The organism is Kitasatospora sp. NPDC022785 (genome assembly GCF_055561295.1).
This window is the reverse complement of the sequence record NZ_JBVHHB010000001.1, coordinates 666647-682338: the sequence shown is the minus strand read 5'-3', so window position 1 is coordinate 682338 and position 15692 is coordinate 666647. Positions and strand designations below refer to the sequence as shown.

Sequence of the window (15692 nt, the reverse complement as noted above, 5' to 3'; positions counted from 1 at the left end):
ATGGGGTTTGTGATTTGGGGGGGGGGGGGGGGGGTGGGGGGGGCCCCCCCCCCCCCCCGGGGGCCCCGGGGCCCCCGCGGGGCGCCCCGGGGGGGGGGGGGGGGCGGGCCCCCCCCCCCCGCCCCCGCCCCCGCGGCACCGTTCGGCGAGCTCCTCGGCGGCGGTGGGGCGCCGGTTGGCGAGGTCGGCGGCCAGGTTCACGGCGTCCTCGCCGTAAGGGTTGAGGTGCATAAGACCATGACAGCACTCTGGTCGGCATGAGTCACCCCATCAGTCACACCGTCAGTCAGCCCATCAGCCACCGAACCGGTCACGGAACCGGCCGACACCCCGAGAGCCATTCCCGGGTACGTCCGGCCGTGGAGCAGGACGTCTCCGAACTCGTCCGCCTGCGCGCGTTGTTGTTCGAGCAGCTCGGCGGCGACTACTTCAACCCGTCCTCGGGGGATGGTAGTTGGCGGGTCGCGCTGGCCGACGTCCTGAAGCGGCAGCTCGCCGCAGGAACCATGCGGATCCTCGTGGTGGACGGCGACGAGGGTGACGGCCTCGCCGCCTGCGGCATCGGATCGGTCGAACAGCGGCTGCCCGGACCGCACCTGCGCAACGGCCGGGCCGGGCTCGTGATCGGTGTCGTCACCGCGCCCGCGTACCGGCGGCGCGGCCACAGCCGCGCGATCATGCGGGGCCTGCTCGACTGGTTCCGCGAGCGGGACGTCGCCCGGGTGGACCTCTACGCCTCCCACGAGGGCGAACCGCTCTACCGAGAACTCGGCTTCGTGGACCACCCCGACCCGGCCCTGTACCGGCGCCCGTGACCGGCCGCAACCCGCCCGCCGCCGGCGACGTCGCCACCGCACCCGCCGCCCCCACAACCACCGTTGCAGCACCAGCCGTTGCCGCACCAGCCACTGCCGGGCCGACCGTTGCCGCAGCCGCTCCCGCACCTGATACCGCCACGCCACGCAGCGGGCGGTACCGGTGGGTCGTCCTCGGCATCGCCACCTTCACCCAGGCCGCGTCCTGCTTCTTCGTCCAGGGCATCGGCGCGATGGGCGTCTTCCTCCGGCGCGACCTGCACCTGAGCACCGCCCAGCTCGGACTCCTGCTCTCGGCGGCCCAGTTGGTCCCGCTCGTCGGCCTACTGGTGGCCGGGGAACTGCTGGACCGCTACAACGAGCGCTGGGTCGTCGGGATCGGCGCCGGCGTGGTCGCCGCGGGCCTGACCGCGGGCAGCCTGGTGCAGGGCTACGGGGCCCTGCTCGTCGTGCTGCTTGTGGTCGGCGCGGGCTACAGCACCGCACAGCCCGGCGGGAGCAAGTCGGTCGCGTCCTGGTTCGACCCCTCCCGGCGAGGCCTCGCGATGGGCATCCGCCAGGCGGGGCTCCCCTTGGCCGGGGCGCTCGCCGCTGCCGTCCTGCCCGCCCTCGCCGAGGCGTTCGGCCTGCGGGCGGCGTTCGCGGCCGGCGGGGCCGTCGCGCTGCTGGGGGCCGTCGTCTTCATGGGCCTCTACCGACAACCGCCCACCGTGAACGCCCCGGACACCCCCGGCTCCTCCACCGCCCCGGCTGACCTGGTCACCCCGAGTGCCCCGGTTGCCCCGGCTGCCCCGGCTGCCCGGCCCGGGAGAAAGCCGCGCGCCCCACTCGCGTCGCAACTCTGCGACCGGGTGCGGATGTTGCGCGAACCGGCCCTGGTCAAGGCCGTGCTGTCCGGCCTGACCCTGGTCTCGGTGCACTGCGGCGTCGGCGTTCTGACGGGGCTGTACCTCCATGATGTGACGTCGCTAGGAGCCGGCCCGGCGGCCGCGGTCCTCGTCGTCACCCAGTGCGCGGGTGCGGCCGGGCGCATCTGCCTGGCCGCCTGGAGCGACCGCAGTCGGTCCGGGCGCTACACCCCGGTGATGACGTGCATGGCCGCGGCGGTGGCGGGGATGACGGCGCTGATCACGCCCCTGGGCCAGTCGCCCGTGGGGGCCTGCGTGTTGTTCGCCTGGCTCGGGTTCTTCGGCATCGGCTGGTACGGCCCGTGGGTCGCCTACGTGGCCGAGTCGGCCCCGCCGGAGAGGACGGGATTCGCCCTCGGCCTGACCATGGCGATGACGCAGATCGCCGTCGTCCTGGTGCCGCCCGCCCTCGGCCTGCTCAAGGACTCGGTGCACGGATTCGCGCCGGTCTGGGGAGTGTTGGCAACGGTGGCCGCTCTCGCCCTGGTGGTCACAGCCGTCGGCGGCCCGACGCGCTCCGGCGACAGTTCACGGTGATACGTGTGGGTGCGGGTGCGGGTGCGGGTGCGGGTGCGGGTGCGTGTGCCGAGGACGGCCCGGTGCGGACGACGGCCTGGTCGCCGTGCGGTCCGAACAGGTGCAGGATCTCGACGGCGTTCGCGCCGGCCGGGCCGAACCAGTGCGGCTCGCCGGTGTCGAACTCCGCCACCTCGCCCGGCCGGAGGGTGAACTCGCGTTCTCCGATGACGAGTCGGAGTTCGCCGGCCAGCACGTAGAGCCATTCGTAGCCGAGGTGGGTCACGAGCTTCGGTTCGCGGGGCGCGAGGACCTGCTTGAAGACCTGGACGCGTCCCGGGTACTGCGTCAGGGGCACCAGGACGCTGCCGGGCTCCCGGCGGCGGGGCTTCAGATGGACACGGGGGTCGCCGGTGGCCGGCGCCGCCACCAGCTGGTCGAGCGCGACGCGGTGCGTGCGCGCCAGCGGGATGAGCAGTTCGAGGGTCGGGCGGCGCTTGCCGGATTCGAGGCGGGACAGCGTGCTCACCGAGATCCCGACCTCGGCCGCGAGCGCCTCCAGCGTGAGTCCGCGGTCGCGGCGCAGGGCGCGCAGCCGCGGCCCGATGCCGTCGAGGATCTCGGCGAGTTCGGTTTCCGCGACCCCGGCCTGTCCGGGGCCGGCCTGGGCGGGCTCGGTCTGCATGGGTTCGGCTCCTGCCGGTTCGGCGTCCACACGTCCATTTTGCAGTCTTCGCAAGTTTGGTGGGCCCACGCCCACTCCCGATCCGAGCATGGGCCCACCGGAAGTCCCGGACTGGAAGGTGGGCCCGTGAGCACAACATCCCTGGCTGTCCAACCCGCACTGAGTGTGCGCCGGCGTTGGACGGTGCTGGCCGTCTGCGCGCTGAGCATGTTCCTGGTCGGCCTGGACACCACCATCGTCAACGTGGGCCTGCCGACGATCGGGCGCGGCCTGGGCGTGGGGACGCGCGGCCTGGAATGGATCGTGGACGCCTACACCGTCGTCCTGGCCAGCCTCCTGATCTCGTCCGGCGCGCTCGCGGACCGCTTCGGGCGCCGCCGCGTGTTCCAGTGCGGGCTGGCCGTCTTCGGCGTGGCCTCCCTCGCCTGTGCGATCGCCCCGTCGATGGGCTCCCTCGTCGCGGCGCGGGCCCTCCAGGGGGTCGGGGCCTCGATGCTCAGCCCGGTGGCCCTGGCGATCGTGGTGAACGCGATGCCCGACCCGAAGGAGCGCGCGCAGGCGATCGGCGTGTGGGCCTCGGTCTTCGGGCTCAGCATGGCGGCCGGGCCGGTGACGGGCGGGGCGCTGATCGCGGCGTTCGGCTGGCGGTCGGTGTTCTGGGTGAACGCTCCGGTCATCGTCGCAGCCGTCGTCCTGAGTGCCGTGTTCGTGCCCGAGTCCCGCGCGGAGCGCGCCCGCCGACTGGACCTGCCCGGCCAGCTGCTCCTCACCGTCGCCGTGTGTCTCACGGTGGCTGTGCTCATCGAAGGGCCCCGCATCGGGTGGACCTCGCCCCTGGCGCTGGCCGGATACGTCCTGGCCGTGGCGGCGGCGGCCGGATTCGCCCGGGTCGAACGGCACCGGAGCGAGCCCTTGATGGACCTCGGGCTCTTCCGGCGGCCGATGTTCACCACGGCGGCCCTGGGCGCCGTGGCGGTGTTCGTCGCGCTGACCGTGAGCCTTCTGCTCACCACCTTCTGGCTCCAGCACGCTCGCGGATGGACGCCGCTCGCGGCGGGCACGGCGACCCTGCCGATGGCGCTGGGGGCGACCGTCTGTGCACCGTTGTCCGGCCGCCTGGTGGGGCGGGTCGGAGCTCGACGGCCGCTCCTCCTCGCCGGCACCTTCATCACCGCCGGGGGCGCGCTCTGCCTGGTGAGCCCGGGGGAGGACGTGAACCTCCCGCTGCTCCTGGTGGCCTACCTGCTCATCGGCACCGGCTTCGGCTTCGCCAACGCGCCGATCACCAACACCGCCGTGAGCGGCCTGCCGCCGGCCCGGGCCGGTGTGGCCGGGGCGATCACCTCCACCGCACGGCAGGTCGGTTCGGCCGTCGGCATCGCCGTCGCCGGGGGTCTGGTCGCGGGTGTCGGCCCGGACGGCCTCGCCCGGGCCTCCCGGCCCGGCTGGCTGGTCGTGGTGGCCTGCGGGCTGTTCCTCTTCGTCGTGGCCCGGTACTCCCGCGCGGCCGTTCCGCCCGCCCGCCGCGCGGGATGACCGCACCGGCGTGGTCGGGCCCCGCACCGGCCCGACCGCTCGTACCAGGCGGCGTGCTCGGGCCCCCGCACCGGCCCGACCCTCACCGCGCCGCACCGCACCACCCCGTCCGGGCGCAGGCGGCACCCCTACCGCGGCGGGATGATCCCCGTCAGCCACTTGAAGGTCGGGACGACCAGCGGCTTCCAGGTCGACGTGAGGTGCGGGCCGGTGGTCTCGACGGGAGTGACAGTGGTGGGGCTCTTCGCCGCCTGTTGGAGGGCGGTCGCGTCCTCCAGGCCGTCGCCCCGCTTGCCGGTCACGTAGAGCGCGACGTTCGGCGGGGTGGCGGCGTGGGTGAGGATGTAGAGGGGGTTGGAGGTCTCGCGCAGCTTCGGGTCCTTGGCGGTCAGTGACACGGCCTCGCCGGCCGGGTCGTTGTAGCCGGACATGCTGATCGCGGCGCGGTAGCGGTTGGGGTGGGCGAGGGCGAGGCGGCTGGCACAGTGGGCACCGGCGGAGTAGCCGGACAGGGCCCAGCGGTCCGCGGTCGTGTCGGCCCGGAAGTTGTCGATCACCATCTGCGGGACGTCCCGCGAGAGCCAGGTGTCGGCGTTGACCTTGCCCGGGACGTCGGCGCAGCCGGTGTCGGTCTTGCCGAGCAGGGTGACGCGCGGTGAGACCAGGATGAACGGCGTCACCTGACCGGACTTCATCAGCGGTTCGAGCTGCTTGGCCGCGTCCATGGTGTCGCCGAACCAGGCGCTCGACGCACCGGGGTAGCCGGCGAGCAGCTCGACCACCGGGAAGGTCTTGTCCTTGTACGCGGGGTCGTCGTACTGCGGGGGCGTCCAGACCAGGACCTCGCCGTCGACGCCGGAGAGCTTGCCCTTGAGATCGGCCTGCTTGACGCTCCTGGGCACGGCATCGGAGTCCGGGGCGTGGAAGGCCTGCGGCACCTTGGGCGCGGGCGTGGCGGAGGCGCCCGCGGAGGCGGCGGCCCGGTCCCCGGCGAGGCCCTCGTCCTTCGGGGGCACCGGCACGGCCCGGACGTGGTTCGAGGTGCCCAGCAGGTCGCCCCAGTTGTCGTAGAGCTGGTTCTCGTTGTTGACCACCACGAAGACCATGGCCACGGCGGTGAACTGACAAAGCAGAATGGTCCCGAGGTAGGAGAGCGCCCGCAGCGGGCCGCGCCCCCGTCGGGCCCCCGCGCCCGGCACACCGCCGCCCGGTACGCCTCCGGTCGGACCGGCCCCGGTCGGACCGCCCCCGTCCGGCACGTCTCCAGCCGGCACCTCTCCCGTCGGTGCGCCTCCGCCCGGCGCTCGTACGCCCGGCACCCATCCGAAGACCCCTCTGCCCCGCCACTGCGCCATGGCCAGCGCGATGGAGCCCACGAACAGGAGGATCGTGAAGACGAAGAAGGGAGTGCCTGTCAGGTTCATCGCGTTCCGGTGCCCAGTTCCTGTGCCGCCCGGGCCCGCATGCCCGGTGTCAGGAGAGACAGCAGGGAACGCCCGTTCGGTTGCCGGTTGCTGGGAGAAACCTGGGAGGTCAGCCCCGCGTCGAAGCCGGGCCACGCGAACGCCGCCCGCCGCTCGCGGTGGGGACCCGGCCGACGGCGCCGAGGACCTCAGAGCGGCGGGGTGGCCGCCCGGGGCACGCGCGGGCCGCGGAACGGCAGCGTCCGGCTGAGGACGAGGTTGGTGGTCGTGCTCCCGAACCTGGCCAGGGAGTCGACGACCTCCTCCAGGTGACCCATCGACGTGGTCGCCACCTTCAGGACGTAGCAGTCGTCCCCGGTGGTGCGCAGGCACTCCAGGATCTCCGGGCGCTCCTCGACCAGGCGCCGCAGCGGCTCGTGCCGCGTCCCCGGCCCCGGGTACTTCAGCCGGACCACCGCCAGCACCGCGTACCCGGTGCGTTCGAGGTCCACCTCGGCGCGGTACCCCGTGATCACCCCGGCGGTCTCCAGACGGCGCACCCGCTCGGTCGTCGCCGACGCGCTGAGGTTCACCCGCCGCGCCAGCTCCGTGAACGGGATCCGGCCGTCCTGCTGGACCTCGGCCAGGATCGCCCAGTCCGTTGCGTCAAGGCTCTCGGTCATCCGCCCAGATTACCGGTGAATCCACGGGCCAACCGCCCCTGAACAGCGAGGAATCCCTTCTGACGGCCCGTACGGCCTGGCTAGCCTTGAGCTCGTGAAGATCGGAGTCAACGTCCTCAATTTCGGCCCCGGCACCGACCCGGGAGTCCTGCGCAGCTGGGCCCAGACGGTGGAGGGCCTGGGGTTCGACCTGCTGATGGTCTCGGACCACGTCGCCATCACGCCCGACGTCGCCGAGCGCTATCCGGCCCCCTTCTACGAGCCGTTCACCACCCTGTCCTGGCTGGCCGGCGTCACCGGCCGGGTCCGGCTCGGCACGACCGTCCTCATCGCGCCCTACCGGCACCCGCTGCTCACCGCCCGGATGGCGGCCAACCTGAACGAGCTGAGCGGCGGCCGACTGGTCCTCGGCGTGGGGGTCGGCTGGGCACGGCAGGAGTTCGCCGCCCTCGGCATCCCGTTCGAACAGCGGGGCCGCCTGACCGACGCCCACCTCCAGGGCGTCAAGGCGGCCTGGGCGGACACCGCCGCCTACGGAGCCCGTCGGATCCCGGTCTGGGTCGGCGGCAACAGCGAGGCGGGCCTGCGCCGGGCCGTCCGGTTCGGGGACGCCTGGCACCCACTGCGCTGCACCCTGCCGGTGCTGCGCCAGTCCGTGGCCAGGCTGAAGGAGCTCGCGGACGCCCAGCACCGGCCCGTCCCCGCCTTCGCCCCGCGGATCGCCCTCAAGCCCACCGCGAGTCCGGTCGGCGGACCGCAGCGGCTCGCCGGGGAGGGCACGATCGACCAGATCATGGCCGACCTCGACCAACTGCGGTTACTGGGCGCCGACACCGTCGTCCTCGACCCCTACAGCGGTGACCCCCGCGACACCTGCCACCCCCAGCCGGCCTGGCAGGCGCTCGCCACCGTGGCCGCGCACTTCTACCCACCCCGCACAGGTACGGAGCAGTCATGACCACCCCCGACGACCACACCCTCCTCCGCCGGGCCATCGTGCTCGCCGCCGAGGCCCGCACAAGCGGCAACCCGCCGTTCGGATCGCTGCTGGCCGGCCCGGACGGCACCGTCCTGGCCGAGGAACGCAACACGACCCTCACCGACCGGGACATCACCGCGCACCCGGAACTGAAGCTCGCGCGGTGGGCCGCAAGGGAGTTGGACGCGGCCACGGCGGCGCACACCACGATGTACACCAGCTGCCAGCCGTGCGGGATGTGCGAGGCGGTCATCCAGCAGGCGGGGCTGCGGCGGGTGGTGTTCGCCCTCTCCAACGAACAGCTCCTGGACATCAGGCCGGGCAGCGGCCGGCTCCCCGTCCCGCAGGAGGGCCCGGCGCTGCTCGACGAGGTGCGGGCCGTAATGGAGGCGTACTACCGCTGACCCGTCGCCGTCCCGGCCCGTAGCCGCCCGTTCCCGCCCGTCGTCGCCCGACCCCGCCTGTCCCATGGCGGGGCGGTCCCGGCTGGTGCACTGGTCCCGGGACGCACTCGGGACCACGGCCTCATGCTCCCGTCGCGGCGAATTCCTAACGTGAGAGCACGCGTTGAGCACACGCTCCGGGAAACGGACGACGGCTCACGCGGACCGGGCCGGGACCTTCCGGCCCGGGTGTTCCGACAGCGAAGCACTGGAGGATCCGAGATGGGTTGGAACCAATTCACGCTCTCGTCGGCCGGCAGCTCGGATCCGTCGAGCCGGCTCGCGGCGGTCTCCCGCATCCCCGGCAGCATGGAGGCCTGGTGGGTCGCCTCGAACGGCTCCGTGCAGGGGGCGTACTGGTACGACGGGGCGCCGTGGAGGCGCTATGAGCTGGCGCCCGCCGGTAGCGCCTCCCTCAACGGCGGTATCGCCGCCGTCTCGCGCATCCCCGGCAGCATGGAGGTCTGGTTCATCGGCGCCGACGGCTCGGTGCAGGACCGCTACTGGTACGAGGGCGGCAACTGGCAGGGCTTCGAACTCGCACCCCCCGGCAGTGCCTCGACCACCGGCGGAATCGCGGCGGTCTCCCGCATCCCCGGCAGCATGGAGGTCTGGTTCACCGGGGCCAACGGCTCCGTCCAGGACCGCTACTGGTACGAGGGCGGCAACTGGCAGGGCTTCGAACTCTCCCCCGCCGGCAGCGCCTCCATCACCGGCGGAATCGCGGCGGTCTCCCGCATCCCCGCCAGCATGGAGGTCTTCTACGTCGGCGCCAACGGCTCGGTGCAGGACCGCTACTGGTACGAGGGCGGGAACTGGCAGGGCTTCGAACTCTCCCCCGCCGGCAGCGCCTCGACCACCGGCGGAATCGCGGCGGTGTCCCGCATCCCCGGCAGCATGGAGGTCTGGTACGTGGGGGCGAACGGCTCGGTGCAGGACCGCTACTGGTACGAGGGCCACGCCTGGGAGGCCTTCGAACTGGCACCCGCCGGCAGCGCCTCCACCCACACCGGCATCGCCGCCGTCTCCCGCATCCCCAACAGCATGGAGCTCTGGTACGTCGGGCCCAACGGCTCCGTCCAGGACCGCTACTGGTACGAGGGCGGGAACTGGCAGGCCTTCGAACTCTCCCCCGCCGGCAGCGCCTCCATCACCAGTGGCGTCGCCGCCGTCTCCCGCATCCCCAACAGCATGGAGGTCTGGTTCGTGGGCGGGGACGCCTCCATCCAGGACCGCTTCTGGTACGACACGTCGAGCAAGAACTTCGACCAGGACGTCACCACCGACATCGCCATCGGCGGCTCGGCGCACGTCGTGATGCGCCAGGACGGCTTCTTCTCGTTCAGCACGCACGCCCACGACAGCGGCTTCGACAACATCGACTACACGATCACCGCGGCCGTCATGACGCCGGACGGAACCGTGTTCACCTTCCAGCACTCCGGCCACACCGAGGGCACCGTCGCCGGCCTGCCCTTCGGCACCCCGGACCGCAACGACGACTTCACGTTCACCGGCAACAACCCGCAGATCACCGAGAAGTGGGACGGCATCCTCAACGGCACCTTCAAGGCCAGCCTGGAGGGGACGGACACCCTCGCGGCCGGCGTCACGGGAGCCCTCGGCGACCTCGTGAAGGCGATCGTCGCCGCGGCCGGCAAGGCCGCCGCCGAGGCGGTCATCAAGCTCGTCTCCTGACCTCCCCGACCGCCCCCTTCCCCTCAACGCCTCGGCCCGGCTCCCTTCCCAGGAGCCGGGCCGAGGCCACGGCAAGAGCCGTCAGCCGGCGGGGCCCTCGGGAATCGAGGGCCCCGCCACCCTCGCAGCACCTCGGCGTGCGCGCCGACGCCGGCGCGGGGGCGATCGGCAAGGTCAGGCGCCGGTCGGCACTGCCGGCGTGCTCCCCCCCCGAAGGAGGCCGACAGGGCGCGGGCCTCGCGTTCGGTCATCCGGGGGGGTTTCGTACGGCACGGCGTTGACCCGACGCCGAGTCAGCCGGGCGATCCGCTCGCCGTTCCGCTCCGCGGCGATCCGTCGCCGCGCGATCCGGCGTGCTCCGCCCCTGGCCGGCGTGGCCCTGGCTCATCAGGCCCTTGCCCACGCCAGGTGCTTCGCATGACCGTTCACCAGCTCAGTTCCTTTGCCGCGGAAGCGATCTGATCGCCCGAGGCGTCGGGCGACGGCGCAGCGGCCATGAGCAGATCACAGGCGTGCCCGGCATCCGTGACGGTTTCCGGATCGACGATGCGGCGGAACGACGAAAGGGCTTGCCCGCTATACGAGTTCGTCGGCGAGCAGGTCCATCAGCAGATTGTCGTGCCACGTCCCGTCCGCCCCGCGTTCGTACTGGCGCATCGTCCCCACCGGGCGGAATCCCACCTTCTCGTAGCAGCGGATCGCCGCCGCATTGTCGGCGGCCGGGTCGATGATCAGCCGGTGGTAGTGGTGGTCGGTGACCAGATGGCGGGCGAGCGTACGGACGGCGTCGGTGCCGAGGCCCTGGCCGTGGCGGGCCGGGTCGAGGTAGATGTCGATGCCGGCGTGCCGGTACTCGTCGTCGTTCTCGGCGTACCACTGGATCGCGCCGGCGACCTGCCCGCCCACCGTGATCACCAGGGTCTCGGTGCCGGGCTCCTTGAGGTCGGTGGCGACGGCGTCGGCAAGGTCGTCGCCACCCCGCCAGCGGGCGTAGACCTCGGGGGTGGAGCGGATCGCCACGAGGGCCGGAATGTCGTCGTCGGCGGCCGGTCGGAGCGTGACGTGGGTGCCGTGCAGAATCGTCCCCATATGGGGCATGTTTCCACGGAATGGACTATTCGGCGAGCCCTTTCCTGCGTTGCACCCACCCCTCCCGGTAGGGATGATTCGCCGCCGTGACGAGCAGCTGCCAGTGCTGCAACACCTGCTCGGCTCCTCCTGCGGCAAGGCGGAGCCGCATGCGGAGGCGCTGGAGCGGTTCCGCCCGATCGACCGGTGGTGCGGGGCTTCGGCGTGGGCCGACAAGGGTGAGCCGGCCGCCGCGTTCGATCTGGCGCGCGGGATCGCGGTGAAGCTTCCGGGTGCGGAGCCACTGGCACCGGAGTCACGGCCACCCAAGGACGCAACTCATCACTACAACGGGTAATCACTTCATTTCCGAGAGCACTGACAGCCCATCAATTGGGTGTAGCGTGACCGCCATAAGCGGATCGCCCCCGAAGAATGGGGCGAGCCCGGCAACGTGTTGACGCACGCGGCCGGGCTCTTCATCCGTCGAGTGGTTAAGGCCCCACTGACGATGCTCATGCATGCTATCGCGCCGACGCGCGACTTCACTCAGATCTCCAACGCACTGGTGTGGGACGACGAGTTGTCCGACTCCGCCTTTCGCCTGCTTGTACGAGCCCTGGCGCTCGGCCCGGCGAAGGCCCGCACCACCACCGTGACCGCCCTCGCCGCCGGGCTCGCCGGCGGGCGCATCACCACCGACCGCGCCCGCCGCCAGCTCACCCGCGCCGGACTGCTCCACACCACCCGGCGGCGCGGCGCAGCCGGGCACGTACGGACCGAATCGCTCGTCTCCAACGTGCCGTTGAGCGCGGACGAGGCGGAGCGGCTGTTCGACGAGCACGTCGAACAGCGGGATTCCGACGGCAATCCGGGTGCCGGAAAACGTACCCGCGGGACATCGTCCGTCCGGGCGTCCGGCACCGTCCCCCCTGGGGTAACACCTGAGGTGAACACTTCCCCCCTCCCGTCCCCACCGACGGACGAAGCAGCTGCCCCGGCCGCAGGGTCGGCCGAGGCCGAGCGCATCCTGCTGGAGCTGCGGAAGGTCGATCCGCGGCTGACGCTGGGGGCCCGCGAGGTACGAAGGCTGGCGCCACTCGCCGCCGAATGGCTGGCCAGGGGCGTGAGCGCGGCGGCACTTCGGTCGGCACTCACCTCCGGACTGCCGACGCCCGTCAAGTCACCTGCCGCAATCCTGCGTTGGCGACTGAAGGAGAAGATGCCCGACGAGGCCGGGCCGAGCACGCCGGCTTCAGCGGCGCCGGTCTCCTGCGACGGCTGCGACCACGCCTTCCGTCCGGTGAACGGCGAGCAGCGGTGCGGTGGTTGCCGCACCACTGCGGCCGCGGCCGCCGTCGCCGCCGCCACCCACGAGAAGCGGGAGCCCCGGCGGGTCGACTGGCGCGCCCTGGTGGCCCAGGTCGGCCAGGAGTGAAGGCCAGGCGGTCTTGCGCGATGTGCCGTCGCAGGCCCTGCGGCAGGGATTCGGGTCGGGTGGGCCGGCGAGCGTGTCGATCTTGCCCATGAGGCCGCCGCGGCCGGGGAGGTCACCGTGGATCCCCCGGCTCGGGCCGATGGTCCGGTCGAGCGATGCCAGGACGCCGATCCTCACAGGCATCCGACGGTGACGAATTGCAGAACTCCCATAGCCGTGTGTAACTCATCGCATGATCAGACAAAGCGTGCGTGCGCTCTGCGCCGCCTCCATCGCACTTGCCCCGCTCGCGCTCTCCGTGACACCCGCCCACGCCGTGAGCTCGTGCACGGTCAACGGCGTCCCCGCCTCAGGCCCGGTCATCTCGGGCACGTCCGGAAGCGACTTCATCCGCTGCACCCTCGTCGGCGTCGGCGACCAGGTCAACGGCCTCGGCGGCAACGACAACATCGCGGTCACCGGCCCCATGGCCGGGACCATCGACGGCGGCACGGGCAACGACTACATCTCCACCGCCGGCATCACCGGCACGATCGCCGCAGGCGACGGCTCCGACTTCGTCGTGGTCAACGGCACCGTGGCCTCCACCGGCGTCGTCGCCGGCGGGGCGGGAAACGACTATCTGCAGACCGGCTTAAACAACGGCGTCGTGAACGGCGGCACCCAGTCCGACACCTGTCGCGTGAGTGGCGGGAACGCCCCCGTCAACTGCGAGTCCTGAACTGCTGACACTCGCCTCCCCCGGATGCCCAGGGCGGCGGCCTGGTCACCCTCGGCGATCAGGCCGCACCGGAGAAAGCTCTCGATCGTGCGACCGACCGGCGTCGCGGCCACCGACCCACCGGGGCCGTCGCCGGGTCCCGTCACCCGCGCCCTGACCGGCTGGCCCACGCGGGTGACCGGACACCGACCGGCAGGAAGCCCCGCTCGCCGAACTCCGATGAGGTGGCCCCCGGGCTCCGCGCCGCCGTAGAAGCCGCGTCAGCCGTTGGCGATGGCCTGGAGACGCTCGTAGGTGCCGTTGAAGGAGTCCTGGTCACCGGGGAAGGTGCCGGAGCTGGCGTACTGCCAGAAGGTCTGATAGAGCCACCCGTTGGGGAGTGCGCCGACGGTGGAGGCGTAGCGGGCGATCCAGAGCGGGTTGGTGGCGCCGAAGCCGCCGTCGTTGCCGGTGCACTGGGTCCACCAGTTGGTGGTGGTGTAGATCGTCGGGTACCGCCCGGTACGGGACTGGACGGTGTCGCTGAACTCGCGGATCCAGCTGACCATGTCGCCCTGGCTGAGCCCGTAGCAGGTCGCGCCGTACGGGTTGTACTCGATGTCGAGCGCCGGCGGCAGCGTGCTGCCGTCGGCGGACCAGCCGCCGCCGTGGTCGACGAACCAGTCAGCCTGCGCAGAACCGGACGAATGGTCCGGCAGGGCGAAGTGGTACGCGCCCCGGATGAACCCGGCATTGCGGGAGTCGCCGTACTGCTGGCCGAAGTAGGGGTTGGTGTACGTCGTGCCCTCGGTGGCCTTCACATAGGCGAACCGGGCCCCGTTGGCGGCGGCCTGGGACCAGTCGGGGTTGCCCTGCCGGCTGGAGACGTCCATGCCCGGGGTCTGCACGGCGGCCGTCAACGGCCTGAGGTCGGGGCGGCCCCATCGCCCCTCGTGGACGCCGACGGTGGATCCCGCGAAGTCGAGCTCGGGGTGGAGGATCGGTGACCGCGCACGGTCGGTGCCGGCCCGGGATGCGAGCCCGGCAGCATGGACGGGGCCGGAGGCGGAGGCGGCCAGCGAGGAGACGGTGGCGGCGAGCGCGACCAGGAAGCGGATGACCCGCGTGCGTGTCGGGGTGGTCGCGCGGGGCGCGGGGGTGGCTGCGTGGCCTGCCGGGCTCGGTCTGGCCGGGCTGGGGCTGCTGGACATGACACTCCTTCGGTTCGCACTGAAAGGTCAGCAGTGAGCCGATATGGGCGGTTTGTCGGATTCTGCGAGATTGCCATGCGCCCGGCGCCAATGCCAGCACCCTCGGCCACGCATCCTGACCAACCGTCATGTACAGCACCTCCGGCCCGGCGGGGGAGGGGCACCCCCGTGCCGCCCCTCCCCTACCGGGACCCTTTCAGGCGGACTCGGTGGGCAGGCCGGCGTCGGTCCAGTCCTCGATGCCCTCGCGGTACTTGCGGACGTCGGTGTAGCCGAGCGCCGTGAGGCGGTCCGCGACCTGGCCACTGTTGGCGCAGCCCGGGTTGGAGCAGTAGGTGACGATCGCCGCGTCGCGGTCGGGGAGCAGGGTGGGCGCCAGCTCGTCCACGTCGGCCCGGACGAGCGCGACGGCGCCGGGCAGGTGCTGCTTGGCGTAGTACTCGCCGCCGAGGGCGTCGACCACGGTCACGGAGCCCGCTTCGATCGCCGCGGCCAGCTCGTCCCGGGTGATGAGTGCAGTCATTGCCGCTACCTCCTAGAGATTCGGACTATAGTCCGGTTATGGCTCACGACAGTAACGGACCGCAGTCCGCTTCCGCAATCGTCCCGCTGGAGTCGCTGCGCACCCCGCCGCCCGCCGAACGGGCCGACGCCGCCCGGAACCGGGCCGCCGTGCTGGAGGCCGCTGCCCGGCTGTTCGCCGAGCACGGGGTGGAAGCCGTCTCGATGGATCAGGTCGCGGCGGAAGCCGGCGTCGGGAAGGGCACGCTGTTCCGGCGCTTCGGCGACAAGGCCGGGCTGGGGGTCGCCCTGCTGGACGCGCGCGAGCGGGCGCTCCAGGAGGCGATCCTGCGCGGGCCCGCGCCGCTCGGCCCCGGCGACGGCTCCCCGCAGGCACGGCCGGCCGAACGGCTGGCGGCGTTCGTGGACGCCTACCTGGACTACCTGCTGGAGCACCTGGACCTGGTGCGGATGTCGGAGACGGCCTCGCGCGGCGCCCGCTACCGCATCGGGGCCTACCGGTTCTGGCACCGGCACGCGGCGATCCTGCTCACCGGGGCGGGCGCACCGGACCCCGAGCACGACGCGCACGCACTGCTGGCGGCGCTCGCGGCCGAACACGTGGCCGCGCTGCTACCGGAGTTGGGCGAAGGCCGGATCCGGGCGGGAGCACGGAGGCTCGCCGCCCGGCTCACACCGTAGGGCGCGTCCGGCACGCCCCGGGCGTCAGACCTCGGCCCCGTACGCCCCGAAGCCCCGGCAGACCAGGCCGTCGCGGAAGGTCAGCGCCTCGGAGACGGCGACGCCGTGCTCGTTGCGGTAGTTGATGACGACCGTGTCCACCGAGACCCGGACGTCCTCCAGCGTGAAGTGCAGGTCCGGGAGGAGCCCCAACGCCTCCGCCCAGTAGGCGCGCAGGGCCTCCTTGCCGCGCACCTCGCCCGAAGGATCGCCGAACAGGCTGACGATCCTGGGCGAGGCGAAGACGACGTCGTCGGTGTAGTGGGCGAGGACGGCCTCCAGGTCGCGGGAGTTCCAGACCGCGACCCACTCCTCGGCAAAGCGCTGCCCGAAGGCGTGATCGATACTCATGCGCCTCATGCTCCCC

Annotated in this window: 17 protein-coding genes and 1 pseudogene; 10 read left to right on the top strand and 8 right to left on the bottom strand. The window is 72.3% G+C overall.

All coding sequences use genetic code 11. From position 1 onward, the window contains the following. Positions 1-102: 102 nt before the first annotated feature. Positions 103-231, bottom strand: a pseudogene (locus tag ACZ3YO_RS03000) (CGNR zinc finger domain-containing protein); the annotation flags it as partial. A 128-nt stretch (positions 232-359) separates the two neighbouring features. Here ACZ3YO_RS03000 and ACZ3YO_RS02995 point away from each other — a divergent pair. Together ACZ3YO_RS02995 and ACZ3YO_RS02990 are read left to right on the top strand one after the other, a co-directional pair. Next, complete coding sequence (locus tag ACZ3YO_RS02995; RefSeq protein WP_465563991.1) at positions 360-815, top strand: GNAT family N-acetyltransferase; 456 nt, start codon at positions 360-362, stop codon at positions 813-815. Then, positions 812-2260 carry an MFS transporter gene (locus tag ACZ3YO_RS02990; protein ID WP_465563989.1) on the top strand — a complete coding sequence of 483 codons (1449 nt, stop codon included), beginning with the start codon at positions 812-814 and terminating at the stop codon, positions 2258-2260. Before ACZ3YO_RS02995 ends, ACZ3YO_RS02990 begins: the two co-directional genes overlap by 4 nt. Here the strand turns inward: ACZ3YO_RS02990 and ACZ3YO_RS02985 are convergent. Then, entirely contained in the window at positions 2214-2924 is a 711-nt protein-coding gene (locus tag ACZ3YO_RS02985) for a helix-turn-helix domain-containing protein (protein ID WP_465563986.1), read from the bottom strand. The genes ACZ3YO_RS02990 and ACZ3YO_RS02985 overlap by 47 nt on opposite strands. A 126-nt stretch (positions 2925-3050) precedes the next feature. Between ACZ3YO_RS02985 and ACZ3YO_RS02980 the strand changes: the two genes are divergently transcribed. Next, positions 3051-4460 (top strand): MFS transporter, encoded by a 1410-nt coding sequence (locus ACZ3YO_RS02980; protein ID WP_465563983.1) that lies wholly within the window; start codon positions 3051-3053, stop codon positions 4458-4460. 128 nt (positions 4461-4588) lie between these two features. Here ACZ3YO_RS02980 and ACZ3YO_RS02975 read toward each other — a convergent pair whose 3' ends face one another. After that, positions 4589-5884: an alpha/beta hydrolase gene (locus tag ACZ3YO_RS02975; protein ID WP_465563980.1), complete on the bottom strand. Its 1296-nt coding sequence runs from the start codon at positions 5882-5884 to the stop codon at positions 4589-4591. A gap of 188 nt (positions 5885-6072) precedes the next feature. Continuing rightward, positions 6073-6546, bottom strand: a complete 474-nt coding sequence (locus ACZ3YO_RS02970) for an Lrp/AsnC family transcriptional regulator (RefSeq protein WP_465553794.1) — start codon at positions 6544-6546, stop codon at positions 6073-6075. Positions 6547-6640: 94 nt separating this feature from the next. On the opposite strand from ACZ3YO_RS02970, the gene ACZ3YO_RS02965 reads away from it, so the two are divergent. The 3 genes from ACZ3YO_RS02965 to ACZ3YO_RS02955 all read left to right on the top strand — a co-directional run bounded on the left by ACZ3YO_RS02965 (position 6641) and on the right by ACZ3YO_RS02955 (position 9666). Further along, positions 6641-7504 carry an LLM class flavin-dependent oxidoreductase gene (locus tag ACZ3YO_RS02965; protein WP_465553792.1) on the top strand — a complete coding sequence of 288 codons (864 nt, stop codon included), beginning with the start codon at positions 6641-6643 and terminating at the stop codon, positions 7502-7504. After that, on the top strand, positions 7501-7929 hold the full coding sequence (locus tag ACZ3YO_RS02960; protein ID WP_465563977.1) for a nucleoside deaminase: 429 nt from the start codon (positions 7501-7503) through the stop codon (positions 7927-7929). Before ACZ3YO_RS02965 ends, ACZ3YO_RS02960 begins: the two co-directional genes overlap by 4 nt. 261 nt (positions 7930-8190) lie before the next feature. Further along, entirely contained in the window at positions 8191-9666 is a 1476-nt protein-coding gene (locus ACZ3YO_RS02955) for a PLL family lectin (protein WP_465563974.1), read from the top strand. Between the two features lie 576 nt (positions 9667-10242). Here ACZ3YO_RS02955 and ACZ3YO_RS02950 read toward each other — a convergent pair. Further along, on the bottom strand, positions 10243-10755 hold the full coding sequence (locus tag ACZ3YO_RS02950) for a GNAT family N-acetyltransferase (protein WP_465553786.1): 513 nt from the start codon (positions 10753-10755) through the stop codon (positions 10243-10245). A 103-nt stretch (positions 10756-10858) separates the two neighbouring features. Here ACZ3YO_RS02950 and ACZ3YO_RS02945 point away from each other — a divergent pair, with 103 nt between their 5' ends. The 3 genes from ACZ3YO_RS02945 to ACZ3YO_RS02935 all read left to right on the top strand — a co-directional run bounded on the left by ACZ3YO_RS02945 (position 10859) and on the right by ACZ3YO_RS02935 (position 12893). Next, the gene (locus ACZ3YO_RS02945) at positions 10859-11092 is read left to right on the top strand and encodes a hypothetical protein (protein WP_465563971.1); all 234 of its coding nucleotides are present in this window, start codon (positions 10859-10861) and stop codon (positions 11090-11092) included. Between the two features lie 153 nt (positions 11093-11245). Further along, a complete protein-coding gene (locus ACZ3YO_RS02940) occupies positions 11246-12172 on the top strand; it encodes a hypothetical protein (RefSeq protein ID WP_465563968.1) in 927 nt (308 codons plus the stop codon). Between the two features lie 232 nt (positions 12173-12404). Beyond that, positions 12405-12893: a hypothetical protein gene (locus ACZ3YO_RS02935; protein ID WP_465563965.1), complete on the top strand. Its 489-nt coding sequence runs from the start codon at positions 12405-12407 to the stop codon at positions 12891-12893. Between the two features lie 260 nt (positions 12894-13153). Here the strand turns inward: ACZ3YO_RS02935 and ACZ3YO_RS02930 are convergent, their stop codons facing one another. Both ACZ3YO_RS02930 and ACZ3YO_RS02925 read right to left on the bottom strand, forming a co-directional pair. Further along, positions 13154-14083, bottom strand: a complete 930-nt coding sequence (locus tag ACZ3YO_RS02930; RefSeq protein ID WP_465563962.1) for a lysozyme — start codon at positions 14081-14083, stop codon at positions 13154-13156. Positions 14084-14279: 196 nt separating this feature from the next. Then, positions 14280-14606, bottom strand: coding sequence for a rhodanese-like domain-containing protein (locus ACZ3YO_RS02925; RefSeq protein ID WP_465563960.1), 327 nt, complete (start codon positions 14604-14606; stop codon positions 14280-14282). A gap of 38 nt (positions 14607-14644) precedes the next feature. Between ACZ3YO_RS02925 and ACZ3YO_RS02920 the strand changes: the two genes are divergently transcribed. Beyond that, on the top strand, positions 14645-15286 hold the full coding sequence (locus ACZ3YO_RS02920; protein ID WP_465563957.1) for a TetR/AcrR family transcriptional regulator: 642 nt from the start codon (positions 14645-14647) through the stop codon (positions 15284-15286). Between the two features lie 24 nt (positions 15287-15310). Here the strand turns inward: ACZ3YO_RS02920 and ACZ3YO_RS02915 are convergent, their stop codons facing one another. Further along, entirely contained in the window at positions 15311-15676 is a 366-nt protein-coding gene (locus ACZ3YO_RS02915; protein WP_465563954.1) for a nuclear transport factor 2 family protein, read from the bottom strand. Positions 15677-15692 lie beyond the last annotated feature (16 nt).

Coding starts and splice junctions, on each gene's coding strand:
- ACZ3YO_RS02985 (WP_465563986.1), bottom strand. CDS start 2,924: ATGCAGACCGAGCCCGCCCAGGCCGGCCCCGGACAGGCCGGGGTCGCG.
- ACZ3YO_RS02975 (WP_465563980.1), bottom strand. CDS start 5,884: ATGAACCTGACAGGCACTCCCTTCTTCGTCTTCACGATCCTCCTGTTC.
- ACZ3YO_RS02970 (WP_465553794.1), bottom strand. CDS start 6,546: ATGACCGAGAGCCTTGACGCAACGGACTGGGCGATCCTGGCCGAGGTC.
- ACZ3YO_RS02960 (WP_465563977.1), top strand. CDS start 7,501: ATGACCACCCCCGACGACCACACCCTCCTCCGCCGGGCCATCGTGCTC.
- ACZ3YO_RS02955 (WP_465563974.1), top strand. CDS start 8,191: ATGGGTTGGAACCAATTCACGCTCTCGTCGGCCGGCAGCTCGGATCCG.
- ACZ3YO_RS02950 (WP_465553786.1), bottom strand. CDS start 10,755: ATGGGGACGATTCTGCACGGCACCCACGTCACGCTCCGACCGGCCGCC.
- ACZ3YO_RS02940 (WP_465563968.1), top strand. CDS start 11,246: ATGCTCATGCATGCTATCGCGCCGACGCGCGACTTCACTCAGATCTCC.
- ACZ3YO_RS02935 (WP_465563965.1), top strand. CDS start 12,405: ATGATCAGACAAAGCGTGCGTGCGCTCTGCGCCGCCTCCATCGCACTT.
- ACZ3YO_RS02930 (WP_465563962.1), bottom strand. CDS start 14,083: ATGTCCAGCAGCCCCAGCCCGGCCAGACCGAGCCCGGCAGGCCACGCA.
- ACZ3YO_RS02925 (WP_465563960.1), bottom strand. CDS start 14,606: ATGACTGCACTCATCACCCGGGACGAGCTGGCCGCGGCGATCGAAGCG.
- ACZ3YO_RS02920 (WP_465563957.1), top strand. CDS start 14,645: ATGGCTCACGACAGTAACGGACCGCAGTCCGCTTCCGCAATCGTCCCG.
- ACZ3YO_RS02915 (WP_465563954.1), bottom strand. CDS start 15,676: ATGAGTATCGATCACGCCTTCGGGCAGCGCTTTGCCGAGGAGTGGGTC.